Annotated in this window: 18 protein-coding genes; 4 read left to right on the plus strand and 14 right to left on the minus strand. The window is 63.1% G+C overall.

Going from position 1 to position 19,148, the window contains the following annotated elements; genetic code table 11:
• Positions 1–16: 16 nt before the first annotated feature.
• A complete protein-coding gene (locus IVA98_RS04535; protein ID WP_247297638.1) occupies positions 17–1,666 on the plus strand; it encodes an acyl-CoA synthetase in 1,650 nt (549 codons plus the stop codon).
• Between the two features lie 63 nt (positions 1,667–1,729).
• On the opposite strand, the gene IVA98_RS04540 is transcribed toward IVA98_RS04535, so the two are convergent.
• The 9 genes from IVA98_RS04540 to IVA98_RS04580 all read right to left on the minus strand — a co-directional run bounded on the left by IVA98_RS04540 (position 1,730) and on the right by IVA98_RS04580 (position 11,427).
• Entirely contained in the window at positions 1,730–2,707 is a 978-nt protein-coding gene (locus IVA98_RS04540; RefSeq protein WP_247297636.1) for a TRAP transporter substrate-binding protein, read from the minus strand.
• A gap of 39 nt (positions 2,708–2,746) precedes the next feature.
• Positions 2,747–4,060: a TRAP transporter large permease gene (locus tag IVA98_RS04545; protein WP_247354340.1), complete on the minus strand. Its 1,314-nt coding sequence runs from the start codon at positions 4,058–4,060 to the stop codon at positions 2,747–2,749.
• Positions 4,061–4,062: 2 nt separating this feature from the next.
• A complete protein-coding gene (locus tag IVA98_RS04550) occupies positions 4,063–4,656 on the minus strand; it encodes a TRAP transporter small permease (protein WP_247297632.1) in 594 nt (197 codons plus the stop codon).
• A gap of 164 nt (positions 4,657–4,820) precedes the next feature.
• Positions 4,821–5,618, minus strand: a complete 798-nt coding sequence (locus IVA98_RS04555; RefSeq protein ID WP_247332443.1) for an MBL fold metallo-hydrolase — start codon at positions 5,616–5,618, stop codon at positions 4,821–4,823.
• A 13-nt stretch (positions 5,619–5,631) separates the two neighbouring features.
• A complete protein-coding gene (locus tag IVA98_RS04560; protein ID WP_247297629.1) occupies positions 5,632–6,408 on the minus strand; it encodes a TatD family hydrolase in 777 nt (258 codons plus the stop codon).
• A 12-nt stretch (positions 6,409–6,420) separates the two neighbouring features.
• On the minus strand, positions 6,421–8,385 hold the full coding sequence (gene metG, locus IVA98_RS04565; protein WP_247354341.1) for a methionine--tRNA ligase: 1,965 nt from the start codon (positions 8,383–8,385) through the stop codon (positions 6,421–6,423).
• A 47-nt stretch (positions 8,386–8,432) separates the two neighbouring features.
• Positions 8,433–9,479: a DNA polymerase III subunit delta' gene (locus IVA98_RS04570; RefSeq protein WP_247297625.1), complete on the minus strand. Its 1,047-nt coding sequence runs from the start codon at positions 9,477–9,479 to the stop codon at positions 8,433–8,435.
• Positions 9,476–10,162 (minus strand): dTMP kinase, encoded by a 687-nt coding sequence (tmk, locus tag IVA98_RS04575; RefSeq protein WP_247297623.1) that lies wholly within the window; start codon positions 10,160–10,162, stop codon positions 9,476–9,478. The genes IVA98_RS04570 and tmk overlap by 4 nt, the downstream gene beginning before the upstream one ends.
• 2 nt (positions 10,163–10,164) lie before the next feature.
• Positions 10,165–11,427 carry a D-alanyl-D-alanine carboxypeptidase family protein gene (locus IVA98_RS04580; RefSeq protein ID WP_247354342.1) on the minus strand — a complete coding sequence of 421 codons (1,263 nt, stop codon included), beginning with the start codon at positions 11,425–11,427 and terminating at the stop codon, positions 10,165–10,167.
• A 154-nt stretch (positions 11,428–11,581) separates the two neighbouring features.
• Between IVA98_RS04580 and IVA98_RS04585 the strand changes: the two genes are divergently transcribed.
• Complete coding sequence (locus tag IVA98_RS04585; RefSeq protein WP_247332441.1) at positions 11,582–12,538, plus strand: alpha/beta fold hydrolase; 957 nt, start codon at positions 11,582–11,584, stop codon at positions 12,536–12,538.
• Here the strand turns inward: IVA98_RS04585 and IVA98_RS04590 are convergent.
• Positions 12,532–13,467, minus strand: coding sequence for a septal ring lytic transglycosylase RlpA family protein (locus IVA98_RS04590; protein ID WP_247297617.1), 936 nt, complete (start codon positions 13,465–13,467; stop codon positions 12,532–12,534). The two genes, IVA98_RS04585 and IVA98_RS04590, sit on opposite strands and share 7 nt — an antisense overlap.
• An 803-nt stretch (positions 13,468–14,270) precedes the next feature.
• Between IVA98_RS04590 and IVA98_RS36900 the strand changes: the two genes are divergently transcribed.
• Together IVA98_RS36900 and IVA98_RS04595 are read left to right on the plus strand one after the other, a co-directional pair.
• A complete protein-coding gene (locus IVA98_RS36900; protein ID WP_256466438.1) occupies positions 14,271–14,399 on the plus strand; it encodes a hypothetical protein in 129 nt (42 codons plus the stop codon).
• A 187-nt stretch (positions 14,400–14,586) separates the two neighbouring features.
• The gene (locus tag IVA98_RS04595) at positions 14,587–15,177 is read left to right on the plus strand and encodes a TIGR00645 family protein (RefSeq protein ID WP_247297615.1); all 591 of its coding nucleotides are present in this window, start codon (positions 14,587–14,589) and stop codon (positions 15,175–15,177) included.
• A gap of 18 nt (positions 15,178–15,195) precedes the next feature.
• Here IVA98_RS04595 and IVA98_RS04600 read toward each other — a convergent pair whose 3' ends face one another.
• The 4 genes from IVA98_RS04600 to IVA98_RS04615 all read right to left on the minus strand — a co-directional run bounded on the left by IVA98_RS04600 (position 15,196) and on the right by IVA98_RS04615 (position 19,148).
• Positions 15,196–15,513: a DUF1476 domain-containing protein gene (locus IVA98_RS04600; protein WP_247297613.1), complete on the minus strand. Its 318-nt coding sequence runs from the start codon at positions 15,511–15,513 to the stop codon at positions 15,196–15,198.
• Between the two features lie 246 nt (positions 15,514–15,759).
• On the minus strand, positions 15,760–15,951 hold the full coding sequence (locus IVA98_RS04605; protein WP_247281133.1) for a hypothetical protein: 192 nt from the start codon (positions 15,949–15,951) through the stop codon (positions 15,760–15,762).
• Positions 15,952–16,326: 375 nt separating this feature from the next.
• A complete protein-coding gene (locus IVA98_RS04610; protein WP_247297610.1) occupies positions 16,327–17,001 on the minus strand; it encodes an endonuclease/exonuclease/phosphatase family protein in 675 nt (224 codons plus the stop codon).
• Positions 17,001–19,148: a VTT domain-containing protein gene (locus tag IVA98_RS04615; RefSeq protein WP_247354343.1), complete on the minus strand. Its 2,148-nt coding sequence runs from the start codon at positions 19,146–19,148 to the stop codon at positions 17,001–17,003. Before IVA98_RS04615 ends, IVA98_RS04610 begins: the two co-directional genes overlap by 1 nt.

The raw sequence follows: 19,148 nt of genomic DNA on the forward strand, positions 1-19,148 counted from the left end.
TTTTCAGGAGGTGTCGATGAGTAAGCGGCAGAACAAGTACGATATCGGCCTCGACAAGACCCCCGCCAATTATGTGCCCCTGAGCCCGTTGAGCTTCCTCGCGCGAAGCTCCGCCGTCTATCCCGATCACGTCAGCACTGTCTATGAGGGCCGCAGCTTCACCTGGGCGCAGACGCACGAGCGCTGCCGGCGCTTTGCCTCTTATCTGGCGGGCAAGGGCATCGGCGTCGGTGACACCGTTGCTGCAATGCTGCCGAACGTTCCGGCGATGAACGAGGCGCACTTCGCCGTCCCCATGACGGGCGCCGTGCTCAATGCGCTCAACATCCGCCTCGATGCGCCTTCCATCGCGTTTCAGCTCGACCATGGCGGGGCCAACATCATCCTGGTTGACCCGGAATTCTCCGGTGTCATCAGTGACGCACTCGCACAGATGACCGGGCCAAAGCCGTTCGTGATCGATGTCGACGATGCCGCCTTCAAGGGCGGCAAGCGCATCGGCGAGATCGAGTACGAGGACGCCGTCGCGCAAGGCGATCCGAACTTCGAGGCCGTCCTGCCCACCGACGAATGGGATGCGATCGCGCTGAGCTACACCTCGGGCACCACGGGAAATCCCAAGGGCGTCGTCACCCATCATCGCGGCGCGTATCTGAATGCCGTCAGCAACATCCTGGCCGGCAATCTCGGTCAGCACCCGGTGTATCTCTGGACGCTGCCGATGTTCCATTGCAACGGTTGGTGCTTCCCCTGGACCATCGCTGCCTCGGCCGGCACCAATGTCTGCCTGCGCAAGGTCGAGCCGACCAAAATCTTCGAGCTGATCAGGCAGCACGGCGTCACCCACATGTGCGGCGCGCCGATCGTCTACAACACGCTGATCAATGCGCCCGACGCGCCAAAGGGCGAGGCCGCGCGCCGCGTCGTCGGCCTGATCGCAGGTGCGGCGCCACCCGTCGCCGTGCTCGAAGGCGCCGAAAGCATCGGCATCAAGCTGACGCATGTCTACGGGCTGACCGAGGTCTACGGCCCCGCCTCCGTCTGCGCCGAGCAGCCCGGGTGGGACGAGCTTCCGCCCGCCGAACGCGCGCGCATGAAGCGCCGGCAAGGCGTGCCCTACCCGCTTCAGGAAGCCGTCACCGTCATCAATCCGCAGACGATGCAAGAGGTGCCGCGCGACGGCGAGACCATCGGCGAGGTCATGTTCCGCGGCAACATCGTGATGAAGGGCTACCTCAAGAACGAGAAGGCGACCAAGGAAGCCTTCGAGGGCGGCTGGTTTCACACCGGCGACCTCGGCGTGCTCGACGAGCACGGCTACGTCATCATCAAGGACCGTTCCAAGGATATTATCATCTCCGGCGGCGAGAACATCTCATCCGTCGAGGTCGAGGACATCCTCTACAAGCACCCAGCCGTGCTGTTCGCCGCCGTGGTTGCCAAGCCCGATCCGAAATGGGGCGAGGTGCCCTGCGCCTTCGTCGAGCTGAAGGACGGCGCCAGCGCGAGCGAGGCTGACATCATCGCGTTCTGCCGCTCGCAGATGAGTGGCTTCAAGACGCCGAAGGCCGTCGTGTTCGGACCGATCCCGAAGACCTCGACCGGCAAGATCCAAAAATTCCTGCTGCGCAACGAGGTCGGATCAGCCAAGGCGATCTCGGCCTGAGGCTGACTGTGGAAGACCTTCCGCCCGCACACCTGAAGGTGGCGGGCGGAAGCTTCGCGGTCGTCACATCTTCTTGTAGGCGTCGACGATCGCCTGCCCGTCAGCGCCGGCCTTCTTGAGCCAATCGGCGGTCAGCTGTTCGCCGATCTTCTGGAAGCCGGCCTTCAGTGCCGGGCTCGGCGGCTCGACATTCATGCCTTTCGCCTTGAGCTGATCGAGATACCAGCTGCTCTTGTCTTGCCAGGCCTTCCACCCGCGGGTTTCCGCCGTCGCAGCCGCCTTGAGGATCGCCTCCTGCGTCGGCTTGTCGAGCGCCTCGAACGCGGCCTTGTTGACAAAGGTGTAGTCCTTCGGAATCCAGGCCTGCACGTCGTAAAAGTATTTGAGCGACTCCCAGGCCTTCGCATCGTAACCCGTGCCGCCCGACGACATGAAGGAGTTCACCACGCCGGTCGCAAGTGCCTGCGGCAGTTCGGCAGCCTGGATCGTGACCGATTGTGCGCCGACCAACTCGCCGATGCGCGCGGTGCCGACATTATAGGCGCGCCACTTCAAGCCTTTCATGTCTTCGATCGTCGCGAGCGGCTTGTTGACGTAGACGCCCTGCGGCGCCCACGGCACGGCGAACAGCAGCTTGAGGCCCTGCGCATCGAGCTTCTTGGCGATCGCGGCCTTGGAGGCCTGATACAGCTTCATCGCGTCAGGGAAGCTGGTCGCGAGGAACGGCACGACGTCGACGCCGAAGAGCGGGTCCTCGTTCTCGTGGATCGACAGCAGCACCTCACCCATCTGCGCCTGCCCGGTCACCACCGCGCGCTTGATGTCGGGCGCCTTGAACAGTGAGGCCCCCGGATGAACGGTGATCTGGAGCTTGCCGGACGTGGCGGCCTCGACGTCCTTGGCGAAGGCGATCAGATTTTCGGAGTGCGGATTGTCGGCAGGATAGGCTGCCGGCAAATTCCATTTGGTCTGGGCCAAAGCAGGTGCCGCGGCCATCACGACGCCGGCGATCAGGGACGCGCGGACTAAACGAGACATCATCGGGCTTCTCCTTAAGGTCAATCTGAAAAACGGGTATGCTCAGTCTGGGAAAGCAAGCTTCGGCAAGAACATCACGATCTGCGGATACTCCGTGATGATGAACACGGCGGCCAGCAGCAGGACGAAGAATGGGAAGGCCGCCCGTGCAACGGTGAACGTATCGCGGCCGCTCATGTTCTGGAGCACGAACAGATTGAAGCCGACCGGCGGCGTGATCTGCGCCATCTCGACGTGGATGATGAGATAGACGCCGAACCAGACCAGATCGAGGCCCGCCTGCCTGACCATGGGCAGTACGATGACGGCGGTCAGGACGATCATCGAGATGCCGTCGATTAGGCATCCCAGGATGATGTACATGATGCTGAGATAGAGGGCGAGCATGCCGGGTGTGAGCTGCTGCCCCTGGACCCAGGTGGCGAGCGCCGCCGGAATACCCGTATAGGCCATCGCAGCTGTCGTATAGGCCGCGCCTGCCAGGATCAACATGATCATGCAGGTCAGGCGCGTCGCGCTCATGATGCTCTCGAGGAAGTTCTTGCGCGTGAGCGTGCCGCTCCACCACGCCAGCAGCAGCGCGCCTGAGACACCCCACGCCGCGCATTCCGTCGCCGTCGCGAAGCCGAGCACGAGGGACAGGAAGACCGCCAGGATCAGCAGCAGGCAGGGCGCCAGCTTGGCCGACTCGCGGAGCTTCTGCCGGAACGGCATCGGCGGATCGCGCGTGGGAATTTTCTTTGGGTTGAGCAGCGACCAGATGATGATGTAGCCGGAATAGAGCACAATCACGAGCACGCCCGGCAGGAAGCCGCCGAGAAACACCTGGAGCACGGAGACGTTCGCCGTGACCGCATAGACCACCATCGGAATCGAGGGCGGAATCAAGAGGCCGAGCGTGCCGGAGCCCGCGAGCGATCCGAGGCTCAGACCCTTGTCGTAGCCACGCTTGTCGAGCTCCGGCAATGCGATCTTGCCGATGGTCGCACAGGTCGCGGCCGACGAGCCCGACACCGCCGCGAAGATGCCGCAGCCGATCACATTCACATGCGTCAGCCGTCCCGGCAGCCACTGCACCCAAGGCGACAGACCGCGGAACATCTCTTCCGACAATTTTGTCCGGAAAAGTATCTCTCCCATCCAGATGAACAGCGGCAGTGCAGCCAGCGTCCAGGACGCGCTCGCGCTCCAGGTCGTGGTGGCGAGCACGGTACCGAGCGGCAAACTCGTCGTCAGCGCCATCGCCACAAAGCCGACGAGCCCGAGCGAGACCGCGATCCAGACGCCGCTGCCGAGCAGCAGGATCATGACGCCGAGCAGGATGAACGACAGCTCGATCATGCCGAGATTGGCCATGCTCAACCTCCGCCGCCCTGCGAGATGCGCTCGATGAATTCGTCGGGCGTCTCGTCCGGCGAGCCCTTCTCGTAGCTCGGCCGGTTGCCGCCGACGACATTGACCATTTCATCGATCAGCGCGATCGACAGGATCGCAAGGCCGCCGGCAAAGCCGAGCTGCGGAATCCAGAGCGGAAGCGCGACGACGCCCTGCGCCACGTCGTTGAAGCGCCAGGAATCGTAGGTCATCTGCACGGCGTGCCAGGTGAAATAGAGGATGAATGCCGCGGCAATGCCGAGCGCAACGATCTCGGCCACCTGCTTGGTCCGCCCGTGCAGGCGCTCCAGCAGCAGGCCGACCCGGATCATCTCTCCGCGCTTGAAAGTGTGCGCGAGTCCGAGGAAAGCCATCGCGGCCATGCACCAGGACGCGAAATCGTCGCCGGCGGGAATGTTGATCGCAAACTGACGCCCGACCGACATGACCATCATGATTGCAAAGATCGCAACCAGGAAGACGCCCGCGGCGTAGCCCGCGCCGAGATAAAGGAGGTCCAGAGCGCGTCGCACCAGTCCTCGAGTCGCTAGATCGTCCGCTGCCAACGCAATCCCCATCTTCACACGAGGCGATTCAACCGACCCCGGCGATTGCACGTCAGGTGCTGGTCCTGCTTGAATATCGCCCAGTCCAACGCCTGTCTTTCAGACGTTAGATCAACATGATGGGGCCGGCGCAAGCAAGGTATATGCCGGCTGGCAGGAGAATTTCCACCGCGGGTTTAGTGCGTCTCCAGCCGCAGCCCGTCATAGGCCGGCACCACGCCCGCGGGCAGCGACTGCCTGATGACCTCGTAATCAACGTCAGCGGTCATGTTGGTGATGACCGCGCGCTTCGGCTTGAAACGTTCGATCCACGACAGCGCATCGTTGATGCTGAAATGGCTGACATGACTGGTGTAGCGCAGGCCGTCGACGATCCAGAGGTCCAGATTTTCCAATGCGCCCCAGCTCTCGCGCGGGATGTCGTTGAGGTCGGGTGTGTAGGCGGCATCCCCGATGCGGTAGCCGAGCGCGGGAATATTGCCGTGCTGCACCAGGAAGGCGGTCATCGTCACCGCGCCGCCCTTCCCCAAAATCGTCTGACTTTCGCCCGCCTCGATCGAATGCCGCGTCAGGATCGGCGGATAGTCGCTGCCCTCCGGCGAGATGAAGCAGTAGGAGAACCGCGACAGGATGTCCTTCGCTGTCGACTGGTTGAAGTAGGTCGGGATGCGCCGTCGCATGTGCATGACCACCGAACGCAGATCATCCATGCCGTGGGTCTGGTCGGCATGCTCGTGGGTCAAGAACACGGCATCGATGTGGTCGACGTTGGTCGAAAGCAATTGCTCGCGCAGGTCCGGCGAGGTGTCGATCAAGATGCGTGTGGTGCCGTGCTCGGACGTTCGTTCGACCAGCAGCGAGCAGCGGCGACGGCGGTTCTTGGGGTTGTTGGGATCGCAGGCGCCCCAGCCGAGCGCCGGGCGCGGCACGCCGGCGGAGGAGCCGCAGCCCAGGATCGTCAGCGTCAGTGTCATGCGGCTCCCAGTCTCAAGCTTTCACCTTCGAGAATAGACGGAAGAAGTTTTCGGTGGTCTGGCGCGAGATTTCCTCGGTCGACACGCTGCGTGTCTCGGCGAGCACCTTTGCGACTTCGACCACATAGGCCGGTTCGTTGCGTTTGCCCCGGAATTTTCCCGGTGCAAGATAAGGCGAGTCCGTCTCAACCAGAATACGATCGGGCGGCAGTTCGGCCGCAAGCGCGCGCAGGGATTCCGACTTCTTGAAGGTCAGGATACCCGTGAAGCCGATATACAGCCCGAGCGAGACCGCCTTCAGCGCCAGCTCGCGCCCGCCGGTGTAACAATGCAGCACCGCGCGAAACGATCCGCGTGCGGCCTCATCCTCCAGGATGCTGGCACAGTCCTCGTCCGCCTCGCGGGTGTGGATCACCAGCGGCAGGCCGGTAGCGCGGGCGGCGGCGATGTGGGCGCGAAAGCCTCTCGCCTGCGCCTCCGGTGAGCTGTTGTCGTAGAAATAATCGAGCCCGGCTTCACCGAGCGCGACGACCTTGGGATGCTGCGTCAGCGCGATCAGCTCGTCCGACGCGATGCCGTCCTCCTCATCCGCATTGTGCGGGTGAGTGCCGACCGAGCAATAGACATCGTCGTAGCGCTCGGCGATGGCGACAAGATCGTTCAGCTTCCGCACCCGCGTGGAGATCGTGACCATGCGTTTGACGCCGGCTGCACGCGCACGCGACACGATCCCGTCGAGATCTTCCGCGAAGTCCGGAAAATCCAGGTGGCAATGACTGTCGACCAGCATCGCGCGTCCGCCTCAGGCCGCCGGCTCGACGTAGCGCGGGAACGCCGGTTTCGGCGCCGGCAGCGTCGAGCCCGGCGCGATGCGCGAGGTGCCACCCAGGGCGGCGAAGCTGCGCTCGGCTTCCGGGATGCCGAGGCTGTCGAGCAGCAATCCCGAGGCGGTCGGCATCGCCGGCTGCGTCAGAATCGCGATCTGGCGCACGACTTCCGCAGTGACGTAAAGCACCGTCTTCTGCCTGGCGGGATCGGTCTTGGCGAGCGCCCACGGCGCCTCGCCCGCGAAATAGCGGTTGGTCTCCGCCACCACGGCCCACACGGCGTTGAGCCATTGGTGGATCTGCTGCGTCGCCATGGCTTCACGCGACGTGGCGATCATGCCGTCGGCCATCGCCAAGATTGCGTTGTCGTTGTCGCTGAACTCGCCGGGCTCCGGCAGCACGCCCCCGAGCTGCCTGGCGATCATCGACAGCGAGCGCTGCGCAAGGTTGCCGAGATCGTTGGCGAGATCGGCGTTAATGCGCGCGACGATGGCCTCGTGATTGTAGTTGCCGTCCTGGCCGAACGGCACCTCGCGCAGGAAGAAATAGCGCATCTGATCGACGCCATACTGGTCGGCGAGGTTGAAGGGATCGACGACGTTGCCGACCGACTTCGACATCTTCTCGCCCCTGTTGAACAGGAAGCCGTGGGCATAGATCCGCTTCGGCAGCGGAATGCCCGCGGACATCAGGAACGCCGGCCAATACACCGCATGGAAACGGATGATGTCCTTGCCGATGATGTGCACGTCGGCCGGCCAGTAGCGCCAGTTTTCGTCGCTCTCGTCGGGGAAGCCTACGCCGGTGATGTAATTGGTCAGCGCGTCGACCCAGACATACATCACGTGCTCTTCATCGCCGGGCACCTTGACGCCCCAGTCGAAGGTCGTGCGCGAGATCGAGAGATCGCGCAGGCCACCTCTGACAAAGCTCACCACCTCGTTCCTGCGGGAGTCCGGCCCGATGAAATCGGGATGGTCCGCATAAAGCTTGAGCAGCTTGTCCTGGTACGCTGACAGGCGAAAGAAATAGCTCTTCTCCTCAACCCATTCGACCGGCGTGCCCTGCGGTCCGAGCCGCAACCCATCATCGTTCAGGCGCGTCTCGTCCTCGGCGTAATACGCCTCGTCACGGACCGAGTACCAGCCCGAATAGGTGTCGGCATAGATGTCGCCGTTCGCTTCCATGCGCCGCCAGATCTCCTGGCTGGAGCGATGATGCTGCTCCTCGGTGGTGCGGATGAAGCGGTCGAACGACACGTTCAGGCGCTCGTCCATCTCCTTGAAGCGGCCGGCATTGCGGGTCGCGAGCGCGGACACGGACATGTTTTCACCGGCCGCCGTCTGCACCATTTTTTGGCCGTGCTCGTCGGTGCCGGTCAGGAAGAACACGTCCTTGCCATCGAGCCGCGCAAAGCGCGCCAGCACGTCGGTCGCGATCGCCTCATAGGCGTGGCCGATATGCGGGCTGCCGTTGGGATAGGCGATGGCGGTCGTGATGTAGAAGACGTTATCGCGCGCGGGGGTGGCAACGGGCGCGGCCGTTTGTGGCGCTGCGACGGGCTTTGGCGCGCGCGGCGCCTTCGGCTTGGCAGCTTTTTGCGGGGCGGCGACATGAGCTGGCGCGGCGATCACGGCAGGCGCAGTCACCCTCGCCTTCTTGGCTACGTTTTTCGCCGGAGCATTGGCCGGCGCTTTGACGGCGGTTTTCTTCGAAGCCTTGTTGGTGGCGACCTGCTTCTTCGCCGCCCGGCCGGCCTTCTTTGCCGTCTTCGCTGCGCTCTTCTTCACGGCTTTTTTGGCGGCAACCTTTTTGGTCTTCTTGACCGTCTTGGCACCTTTGCGCGCACGCGCCTTCACAGCCTTCTTCGTGGCTTTCTTGACGGCTTTCTTCGCAGCCTTCTTCTTGCCCTTGGCGGTTTTTTTAGCTCGCGTTGCCACCACGAATTCCTTTACCGGCTTCTCGAAAATTGGAAACGAACCTGCGCCTAGCGCGTTGCGTCCGCCAGCCAGCCGAACACCGAGAAAACCAAGGGCTTGCGCTCCAGATTGTAGGTTTCGGTGTCGCGCGCGGCGCGGACGATCTTTTCCCATACCTCAGCTAGACGCGCAAGGCGCGGCAGATTCTGGTTCGTATTGGCTTCGTCCGCATGCAGGCGTTCGGCGATCCAGCGATCGATGCCGTCGATGAAGGCGGCAAGCGCGACACGGTCGCTGGTCCCGAGCGAATCGCCGAGCGTGTGCAGTTCGCGCGGATCGACCTGCGGCAGACGCGCGAGCAGTGCCGCCGTGCGCTGCTGGAGCTTGAGCGCGTCACCGCCGAGCAGCGTCAGTGCCCGCGCCACGCTGCCCTCGGAAGCCTCCGCCGCTTCGTGCAGCGCCGGATCATTCGGATCGAGGTCGCCGGCCGAAGCCGCCGCACTGATCACGTCATCGGTGGCGAGCGGGCGCAAGCGCAGCTTGCGGCAACGCGACTGGATGGTGGCGAGCACGCGTGCCGGCGCGTGGCTCACCAACAGGAATAGCGATTGCTGCGGCGGTTCTTCGAGGATCTTCAAAAGCGCGTTGGCCGCGTTTGGATTGAGCTCGTCGACAGTGTCGACGATGCAGACGCGCCAACCTTCGGCGGCGGCCGTCGAGCCGAAGAAGCCGATCGTCTCGCGCGTCTCGTCGACGGTGATCACGGTGCGCATCACGCCGCGATCATTCGCGGTGCGCTCCAGCGTCAACAGCCCGCCATGCGAACTCGCCGCAACCTGCCGCGCCACGGCATTGTCGGGATCGATCGCAAGGTCTTCGGCGCGCTGCACGGACGGCGCCAGCGGCTTGCCGTGGGCGAGCACGAAGCGCGCCATGCGGTAGGCCAGCGTTGCCTTGCCGATGCCTTGCGGTCCGCCGATCAGCCAGGCATGCGGGATGCGCCCGCTGCGATAGGCTGCGAGCAGCGCGGTCTCGGCCTCGCGGTGCCCAAACAGCTTCGATGTCTCGCGCGGATGCGGAATGGCGGTTTCGCGCTCGGTCCGACGCGGGCTCATGCGGAAATCACCGATGCGGGCGTGGGAAGGAGACGTTCGCGCAGCGCCGTCCAGACGCGCCCGGCAACCGTGTCAGGATCGGAATTGGCGTCGATCAGCGCACAACGCGCGGGATCTTCCGCGGCGATCTTGCGATAGGCGTCGCGCAGGCCTTGGTGGAACTTGAGATCCTCGCCCTCGAACCTGTCGGGTGCGGCGCTGCCGCGGCGCGTGGCTGCTCGCTGCAAGCCGATCTCGACCGGCAGGTCGAGGATGATGGTGAGATCCGGCTTGAGATCGCCGATCGTGACCCGCTGCATCGCGTTGATCAGGCCGTCCGGCACGCGGCCGAGGCTGCCCTGATAGGCCCGCGTCGAGTCGGCGAAACGGTCGCACAGCACCCAGACGCCTTGGCTGAGCGCGGGCTGGATCACGGTGCGGACGTGGTCGTCGCGGGCAGCGGCGAACAGCAACGTCTCGGCTTCGGGGCCGAGCAGCTTGCCCATGCCTGACAGCACCAGATGTCGCATGATCTCGGCGCCAGGCGAGCCGCCCGGTTCGCGCGTGACGAGGATGCGCATCCTTGCCGCCTTGAGGCGGTCGGCGAGCTTGTTGATCTGGGTCGACTTGCCCGCCCCTTCGCCACCTTCAAAGGTGATGAAGCGTCCGCGTCCCGACGGCCACCGTACCGCGCTTTCACTCATGATCAGAGCTTCTCGGCGCCTGCGCGGAACATGCCGATCACGAGCTCGCTGGCGCCGTCGATTGCGCGGCGCATGGTCGAGCCGGTGCCGATCGCTTCGGCGGCATAGACCGGCGTCTCCACCGCGATGGTGCCGCCGCGCCAGACCTTGACCACACCGACCTGCTGGCCGGCCTCGACCGGCGCGCGCACCGGGCCGCGATAGACGATGCGGGCGATCAGCTTGTCGCTGCCGTTCTTGTGCACCATCACTTTCACGGGCGTCTTGGCCACGAGCTTGACCGAGCGGCTCTCGCCGCCGAACACCTTGGCGTAGCCGACGGGCTGTTCGGCTGCGATCAGGGTGCGGGTCTCGAAATTGCGAAAGCCCCATTCCAGCATCTTCTTGGCTTCCGTGGCGCGGTCCTCGGGATCATCGAGCCCGTTGACGACAACGATCAATCGCGTGCCGTTTTGCACGGCCGAGCCCACCATGCCGTAGCCGCCTTCCTTGGTGTAGCCGGTCTTGAGCCCGTCGGCGCCCTCCATCGAATTGAGCAGCGGATTGCGGTTGGGCTGGCGAATCTTGTTCCAGGTAAACTCCTTCTCGCCGAACAGTTTGTAGAACTCGGGGAAGTCCAGGATGATGTGGCGGGCGAGGATGCCGAGCTCGCGCACCGTCATCTTGTTGCCGGGATCAGGCAAGCCGTTGGAATTGGCGAAGGTCGATCTGGTGAGGCCGAGCTCGCGTGCACGCTTGGTCATGAACTCGGCCGCGAAAATCCGCTCGTTGCCCGCCATGCCTTCCGCGAGCGCGATGCAGGCATCGTTGCCGCTCTGGATGATCGCGCCATGCAGGAGATCGCTGACCGAGACCTTACTGTTGATGGCGGCGAACATGGTCGAGCCGCCGGAGGGCGCGCCGCCCCGGCGCCAGGCGTTCTCGCTGATCCGATATTCGTCGGTCAGCTTGATGTCGCCCTTCTTGATGGCGTTGAAGACGACCTCTGCGGTCATCAGCTTCATCATGCTGGAGGGCGCGCGCAGCTCGTCGGCGTTCTTCTCGAACAGCACGCTGCCCGAGGAGGCCTCGATCAGGATCGCAGTCGGGGCGTCGCCGTCGAAGCCGGTGTCTTCCGCCTTCTTGGCACCCTGCACGCTCTGGTTGGCGGCGTAGAGCGCCCCGCCCCAGCCGATGGCCGCGACCAGAATCGCCGCGATCAGCCCGCGCCCCAGCGCACCGGCGGTGAACCGGGGGCGACGAAGCAAAGAAGGACGAACTGCCATGGTCAAGCCCTGAGAGCGGCGTTCTACCAGTTGGAACAGATGCGAACAACACGGAGGTGGACGCCTGTCCCTGAGATTGCACGATTCTCCTCGCGCCCCTATCGTGGCATCTTATATTTCCCGACCAAACCCCTGAAACAAGGCGGAAAAGCGAATGTCCTCCAGCCGTATGATCAAGGCCAACGGGATCGAGCTCTTCATCCGCGAGCAGGGCCAAGGTCCGCTGGTGGTGCTGTGCCATGGCTGGCCGGAACTGTCCTATTCCTGGCGCCACCAGATCCCCGCGCTCGCGGACGCCGGGTTTCACGTGGTCGCTCCTGATATGCGTGGCTACGGCCAGAGCGCGGCGCCGCCTGATGCGGCCGCCTACTCCATCTTCGACACGGTCGGCGATGTCGTCGGCCTGGTGCAGACGCTGGGCGAGAGCAAGGCAATGGTGGTCGGCCACGATTGGGGCGCTCCGGTCGCCTGGCACGCGGCGCTGTTCCGCCCCGACATCTTCACGGCGGTCGCGGGCCTGAGCGTGCCGCCGCCGTTCCGTGGCCGCGGCAAGCCGCTCGATTTGCTGCGCCAGGGCGGCATCACCAATTTCTATTGGCAATATTTCCAGACGCCGGGCGTCGCCGAGGCCGAGCTCGAGCGCGACGTCGCCCGCACCATGCGCATCGTGCTCGGCGGCCGCGGCCTCGCCGATCCCTCCGCGGCCATGTTCGTGCAGGAGGGCAAGGGCTTTCTCGGCCATGCGGGCGCCGAGGAGCCACTGCCCCGCTGGCTGAGCGAGGCTGACCTCGCCTATTTCACCGAAAGCTTTCGAAAGTGCGGCTTCCGCGGCGGGCTGAACTGGTACCGCAACATCGACCGCAATTGGGAGCTGACGGCGCCTTGGCAGGATGCGCAGATCCACCAGCCGTCGCTGTTCATCGCCGGCTCGAAGGACGCCGTCATCACCGGCCTGATCGGGGCCAAGCGTGTCAACGAGCTCGAGCGCGTGCTGCCCAATCTGAAGCGCAAGCTGATCCTCGAGGGCGCCGGCCATTGGGTGCAGCAGGAGCGGCCCGAGGAGGTGAACGCGGCGCTGGTGAAATTCCTGACGGCGAGCCCAACTCAGTAGAGGCCGCGGCCACTCAGGATGCTGCGGGCCTCGGCCGCGCCATCCGAGGCGTAGGCGCCGGAAGGCGCGCTCTCGGTCGCATAGCGGCCGTCCTCGTCATAGGACACCGCACGGGCGTTCTGGAGGGCCCGGCCCCGGCTGCGGCTCGAAGCCGAGATTTCCGAGGTCGCGTTGAGCGAGGCCATGTCAGCCGAGCTGTTGCCGAGATTGTAGGGCCGCCCCTCCGGCATCGGAACCTCGCCGCGAATGGCACCGCGGCTCGACGAGGGTAATTCCGGCACGAAAGGCTTGGCCGAAGCGACCCGGACCATTGAGGGGGTCGGCGCCGGAACGCCGGTACGCAAGGTCGCGATCAGCTGGCGATCGTCGGAGCCTTCGAGCGGCGCCCGACCGACATATTCGACCCGGACCTTGGCGACGCCATTGCCTTTGAATTCAAGGAGTTCGGCGGCCTTGTTCGAGACGTCGATGAGCCGGTTGCCGTGGTAGGGCCCGCGGTCGTTGACGCGCACGATCAGCGACTTGCCGTTGGAAATATTGGTCACCCGCGCATAGGACGGCATCGGCAGGGTCGGATGCGCCGCCGTGAGCGAGGTCATGTCGAACACTTCGCCGTTGGCGGTCAGGCGGCCGTGGAAATCATCGCCATACCAGGACGCCATGCCCTCGGCACGATAGTTGACGTCCTCCTCCGGCACGTAGGTCCGGCCGGCCACGATATAGGGCTTACCGACGCGGTAGGTGCCGCCACCCTTCGGGACCGGATCACCCCAGGCCACCACCCTTGGGCTTGAGGACACGCCATATTTCGGATCGACGCGGCTGGCGAACTTGTTCGACGAGGCGCAATTGGCGAGCGCAAGGCAGGTCGCGACCGCCGCAACACCGCGCGCGGCCCGCAAAACCGAATCTGACCGTCGGATCCCCATTTGCCCCAAATACCATTCCGCCGGCGGCATGCCCAACCCGCATTGGCTACGGGAGCGCCGTCCGGTCCTTTGATCCGAGGCGGCCCACCACCGCATCGGAAGCAGTAACGATAACGCAACCCGAACACGGCGGAAATGGGGAGCCCACAGCGATCACGCCGGCATGGTAAACGGGACGTTCGCTTCCCCCGTCGATCTACGGAGCGCAGGCGCCCTGCTCTGTGCCAAGGCTGGACATTCTGTTGCGCCAAATCCTCACTCCATCCCCATTGTCACGCCGCTCACGGAAATTCTTTTGACTGTGCAAGGCCGCACGCGTTCTCTCGGATGCAGGGCGGGATTTGGAATTTAGCGATGATCGAGACGGTTTCGGCACTGATGGGTCTGGTAAGCGCGGCGATCTTCCTTGCCCATGCGTTTGAAGGTTACCGCACGAGGGCCTGAAGGCACTCGCGCGGGACGGCAAGCATTCACCTCTTTCAAGGCGGCACGTTCGGACAATTTCAATCGATCCGATCGAGCATCGAGGACGAGAGCGGCAGGTGTCCCATGCGCAACCATGACCTCGTATCCGATGGCTTCCTGGCATTGACCGCGGGCGGCTTGGTCCTGCTCTGCTCGAGCCTCGTGGCACTGGCCTTCGGCTGATCTCGGGCGCAATCTTCGCTTTCCCGACAACGACCACACTGCGCTGCAAACAGTGTTTGCCCGGGGATTGTCCCGCTCCCGTTTAGTTGATTGAATTTCCGCATTCGGCGCCTCGACTTAATTTCAAGAGGCCATCACCAACCTGGGTGAGTCACATGCTTGCCGAGAAGTTTTTCCTTGTCCTTGAATCCCTGATCCGTGGCGATCGCACCTATCCGGACGGAAGCCCCAGGGTCATCAGCACCTCCCCGCACGTACCGGTGAAGCTGCCGAGCCAGAAATAGCCCGCTCGCCTTTCCCAGTCACCCGCCGCTCTGATTCCGGTGCTGGCCGAGCGCGCGACGCCCGCCCAGCACGTTAGCACGAAACGGCGCGATCCCTGGAAAATGACCGGTTGCGCCGCGTCTTCCGCCGGCCATCTTGCCGGGCTACATGGCAGCAAGATCATCTCGATGCGAGGATGCTGCCTGAATGTCGGTTGAGCCTGGATTCCAGTCCGAACGCCGCACCGAACCCCGACGGCCATTGCCGCGTCTGGGCCTGCTGCCGATGATCATCTTCGGCTCGCGCTGGCTGCAGCTGCCGCTGTATCTCGGATTGATCGTGGCGCAGTGCGTCTACATCGCGCTGTTCCTCAAGGAGCTCTGGCATCTGTCCTGGCACTCGCTCGATCTCACCGAGCAACAGATCATGATGAGCGTGCTGGCCCTGATCGACGTCGTGATGATCTCCAATCTGTTGGTGATGGTGATCGTCGGCGGCTACGAGACCTTCGTCTCGCGGCTCGATCTCCAGGGTCATCCCGACGAGCCGGAATGGCTCGGCCACGTCAATGCCAGCGTTCTCAAGATCAAGCTCGCCATGGCCATCATCGGCATTTCCTCGATCGCGCTGCTGCGCACCTTCATCGAGGCCGGCAATCTCGGCTCGAACCGCGCCGGCTTTACCGAGACTGGCGTGATGTGGCAGGTGCTGATCCACCTCACCTTCGTCATCTCGGCGATCGGCATCGCCTATGTCGACAAGCTCAGCGATGCCGGGGCGCGCAAGCACGCCGAATGAGGCACAACGACCAGCCTCTCATGTGCCAGCTTCGAGCTGCTGCATGACCTGGCGCAGGTATTCCACAAGCTTCTGCGCGACCTGCTCGCGCGTCACCCCCTTGGCGGCGAGATCGCCGGACACCTTGCTCACGATGTCGTCGATGGTCTGTCTCTCCAGATTGTCCGTGACCAGCGCTGTTGCGTAGCTTGCCGCCTCGTCGTTGCTGAGGCCGAGCTGGCTTGCGGCCCAAAGCCCGAGCAGCCTGTTGGACCGGGCCGTCGCCTTGAACATCAGCTCCTCGTCGTGGACGAACTTTGCTTCAAAGCCGTGCTCGCGCTTGTCGAACGTGGTCATGGTCAGCTCCATTCTCGTTTCGCTGATGCGACATACTGGCTGGGAGCGAACGTCTCCGTGGTTCACGTCAGGTGAGGATCACCCTAAACTTCCTCCCGGAAGGCAAACGCCGTCAAGCCCGCCGATGGGCGTGGGACCGGGCGCGCGCAAGCTGGTCTTGAGCGGGGAACGCCAACCGCCGTGAGACGCCGGCGGCATCGGTTTGAAAGATCGGTATGAGAGATTGTTGGCGCCGACCGCGCTCGGTCAGCCCTTCGCCGCGGCCGCTTCCCGCGCGAGGCGTTCGGCCTTCAGCCGTTCCTTGTTGGCGTAAAACGCCTTCTGCGCCGCCTCATGATCGCGCATGGCCTTTTCGGCCTCGAGCCGGCGCGCTGCATCACGTGCCTGGCGCTGCTCGGGGGTCAGAGGTTTGCGTCGGAAGGAAAGGTCTTCAGTCATGGCAACACAACGTGGCGGCGAGGAAAAAGTTCCGCATGCCTGAGCTGAAGCATAGGCTCTGACCATCAAAGTTTGCGAAAACAACCCCATGCACCGTAGCTAAGTCTTGTTGGCACAACGCCTTTTGCATTCGCGCAAAAGCCGGTTGACCCGTCGGGCAAAACAGTGGCATTCTGCCATCTTCGGAAAATCGGCAAGAAGGCTGATCTGGATCCCTTCTCGAACGCTAGAGAATAATCCGGAAAAGTGCGCAGCGGATTTCCGAAAAGCTCATGTTCGAGACAACAACCTAAAGCGCGATGACGATTCATCCTAATCTCATCGCACTTTGGGGCAAGCGGCGAGCGAGAAGATCAGCTTCCCTCGGGGAAATATTCAGATCTCTATTTCTGCAATCACCGGCAAATGGTCTGAATAGGCTCCTGCCTCCCGGTCGGTCCACACTTTCCCGAACCGGCTGTCGGGCGTCGCATAGATTCTATCAAGGCGTAGAACGGGCAAACGCGCCGGGAAAGTCCGCAAGCGTGTCCGGTTTGGGCAAACCTGCGCGAGCACGCGCCGCACCGATTTGACCCAAAACCAGTCATTGAAGTCGCCGAGGACGACGGTCTTTCCGGGCTTCACAAGGCTGACCAGGGCTTGAGCTTGCGCATACCGCTCATGGATACTCAAGCCGAGATGAGTAGCCACCACGCGCACATCGCCGACAGGTGTCAGCAGTCCCGTGGCAATCGCCCTACGGGGCTCCCGCTCCCGATACGACACGTCGACGATCTCGGGCACATCAGAGAACGGAAAGCGGCTCAGGAGCATCTGACCGTAGTCGCCATCCTGAGTGACAATCGACTTCGCGTGAACGCGGTGGTCGCCGACAGCAATCGCCAACTTCGCGAATGGATCGTCTGACCGCGATCGCGAATCCACCTCCTGAAGCGCGAGGACATCGGGGGCCCACCTGCGAACGATCGAGCAAACACCCTCCAAATCGAACTTCGTATTGAGATTGAACGTGCCATGCACATTCCATGTCATGAAACGCATCGCCGCCATCAGCGCCTCCCGGCGAGCCAGGTCGCGACGAATTGTGCGCCCACGCAGATTCCGAGCCAGCCCAAAAACGCCAAGACCAATAGCAATATGTTGCTCCAGGATGCATCCCTGGCCAAATCTGCGATTTGAGCCCCCAGAACTGCCATGGCGAGAATACCGGGCATCATGCCCAGCAGAGTTCCAACCATGAAGTCGCGAAGAGGCAGCGTGCTCGCACCAGCCACGACATTCACCACCGAGAACGGTGCTATGGGAATCATCCGGATGACGACGACAGCCAGAATACCCTTGCCTACGACGCGTTCCTGGATGCGCGCTGCACGTCGTCCGAGTAAACGCTGGAGTCGCTGTCGTCCGAGTGCCCGCCCGATCGCAAAAAGCACGAGCGCGCTGAGCAAGACGCCGGCCATTGCGGTGATGAAGCCTAGCCAGGGCCCAAGCGCGGCAGCAGTTGCTGCAATGAGTACGAGAACCGGAAACACGACCAGCCCGCCGACGACGAAAGCTGCGATCGCGAATGGCGGCCCCCAGATAGACTGCGAGTAGGCAGACAGGAACGTCGAAATACGACTCGCGTCGGCGAAATCGCTCAGAGACGTGTACGACCAAGCCACCCCCAGTCCAAAAAGCGCCACGGCTATCGATACGATCCCTATTAGAGTCTTCGTGCTCCACATGCGAGATGCCGCCCGCTCGAGATGAAGAGGCCGCTCAGGGTCGGCCACCGGCTGAACCATTGTGGCCAGAGTACTGGTCAGAACCGAGGACTCCACTTCCCGCAGCGCCTTCGCCCCATCAGCTCTCGACAGGTCGTCCCGGAGGGCAAAAAGACGATCCTCATTTCGCGTTATGGTCTGTTCGTCGAGATCGCAGAAATGGGCAATCAGGCGACGGCGGACCGAAGCGATGAAGTTTCTATGCTCGTCGGATGCAGCTTCAAAAATAAGGTCACACTCACTATCGGCACCCATCGACCGATTGTTCAGGTTAGCCGAGCCGATCCTCAAGATCCGATTGTCGACGGTCATCAGCTTGCTGTGCACCATCACGGCAGCTTCGGTATCCGCGTTGCGTGAGACCGGGTAGACGAAGCGGATACGATCTGCCACTCCGGCCTGATTGAAGCAGTCGATGAAGGCACCACGGCCGTTTTGCATGGCTTGGGATTCTACCCAGGACGAATGCAGTTTGGGAGTGACGACGAGAACCCGAAGCGAAGGCGCGCGAAGCATCTGCTCGGCCAATTCCCGCGCTATCTTGATAGCGCTGGTAAACTGGTTTTCGATGTAAACGAAGCTCGTCGCTGACCGGATCGCTGCAACCAGTGAGCGCTCGACCTCCTTGATCCTCGAACCTGCCGGACACACGATCTCTGTCCTGGCGATACCCACCGGCACGTGCTCCGCCTCAACCGGCACATTCGCCGGCCACCGAATGCTCTTCAGCGCGCGCCGAGGATGAACCTGTTGACCTGCCGCACGCCAGCGTTCCTCCGCGAGGTCGGATAGCCATGCCGCAGCATCCCCGTCGACCATGCATTGAACATCATGAAACGGCGGGTATGGCTTACCCGCAGGGTCGCAGCGCAACGCGTGATCGGCGCGATGGTCGCTCGTGTCCCAGCGCCTGATCGTCAGGTCGAGCCCGCCAACGAACGCCAATGAACCGTCGACGCAGACGATCTTCTGGTGTTGGGCCGAACCAAACGGAAGTGTGGAATCCAGATGAAATCGGACGCGGCCACATGTTCCGGCGGTGAATTTTGCTGCGGAATTCCATTCCCTTTCGGACGCGTAAAACGAGACGAAGTCCCAGGTCAGAATATTGATCCACAGGGCGGGACGGCGTTGAACGAGCGCGCGGAGGAATGGGCCAAGCTGTTCCGGCAGACCATCATCCGCTCCTCCGGAAGCTCCGACCAGCCTGGTTGCACTATGGATATCCCATCCGATCACATAAACTTGGTCTTGCGCCTCCAGCAGCGCGTCCCGCAGGGCCGCGAAATAAGCGGCAGCATCATTCAGAACCGCGACGCGGCGCGCTTCGCACCGCCGCCAGACCGTATTGCCGGGGATCAGGGTCGATGAACTCTGAAGCAGGTGGACCTCGCAAATCGCATTCGTGTCTAAAACGCTGTGAATGCTCAA

The sequence above is a fragment of the Bradyrhizobium sp. 160 genome, from assembly GCF_023073735.1.
Lineage (GTDB): Bacteria > Pseudomonadota > Alphaproteobacteria > Rhizobiales > Xanthobacteraceae > Bradyrhizobium.

Bases quoted from the DNA above. Each gene is read 5' to 3' on its own strand.
- IVA98_RS04535 (WP_247297638.1), top strand. From the start codon at position 17: ATGAGTAAGCGGCAGAACAAGTACGATATCGGCCTCGACAAGACCCCC.
- IVA98_RS04540 (WP_247297636.1), bottom strand. From the start codon at position 2,707: ATGATGTCTCGTTTAGTCCGCGCGTCCCTGATCGCCGGCGTCGTGATG.
- IVA98_RS04545 (WP_247354340.1), bottom strand. From the start codon at position 4,060: ATGGCCAATCTCGGCATGATCGAGCTGTCGTTCATCCTGCTCGGCGTC.
- IVA98_RS04550 (WP_247297632.1), bottom strand. From the start codon at position 4,656: ATGGGGATTGCGTTGGCAGCGGACGATCTAGCGACTCGAGGACTGGTG.
- IVA98_RS04555 (WP_247332443.1), bottom strand. From the start codon at position 5,618: ATGACACTGACGCTGACGATCCTGGGCTGCGGCTCCTCCGCCGGCGTG.
- IVA98_RS04560 (WP_247297629.1), bottom strand. From the start codon at position 6,408: ATGCTGGTCGACAGTCATTGCCACCTGGATTTTCCGGACTTCGCGGAA.
- IVA98_RS04570 (WP_247297625.1), bottom strand. From the start codon at position 9,479: ATGAGCCCGCGTCGGACCGAGCGCGAAACCGCCATTCCGCATCCGCGC.
- tmk (WP_247297623.1), bottom strand. From the start codon at position 10,162: ATGAGTGAAAGCGCGGTACGGTGGCCGTCGGGACGCGGACGCTTCATC.
- IVA98_RS04580 (WP_247354342.1), bottom strand. From the start codon at position 11,427: ATGGCAGTTCGTCCTTCTTTGCTTCGTCGCCCCCGGTTCACCGCCGGT.
- IVA98_RS04585 (WP_247332441.1), top strand. From the start codon at position 11,582: ATGTCCTCCAGCCGTATGATCAAGGCCAACGGGATCGAGCTCTTCATC.
- IVA98_RS04590 (WP_247297617.1), bottom strand. From the start codon at position 13,467: ATGGGGATCCGACGGTCAGATTCGGTTTTGCGGGCCGCGCGCGGTGTT.
- IVA98_RS36900 (WP_256466438.1), top strand. From the start codon at position 14,271: ATGCTTGCCGAGAAGTTTTTCCTTGTCCTTGAATCCCTGATCCGTGGC.
- IVA98_RS04595 (WP_247297615.1), top strand. From the start codon at position 14,587: ATGTCGGTTGAGCCTGGATTCCAGTCCGAACGCCGCACCGAACCCCGA.
- IVA98_RS04600 (WP_247297613.1), bottom strand. From the start codon at position 15,513: ATGACCACGTTCGACAAGCGCGAGCACGGCTTTGAAGCAAAGTTCGTC.
- IVA98_RS04605 (WP_247281133.1), bottom strand. From the start codon at position 15,951: ATGACTGAAGACCTTTCCTTCCGACGCAAACCTCTGACCCCCGAGCAG.
- IVA98_RS04610 (WP_247297610.1), bottom strand. From the start codon at position 17,001: ATGGCGGCGATGCGTTTCATGACATGGAATGTGCATGGCACGTTCAAT.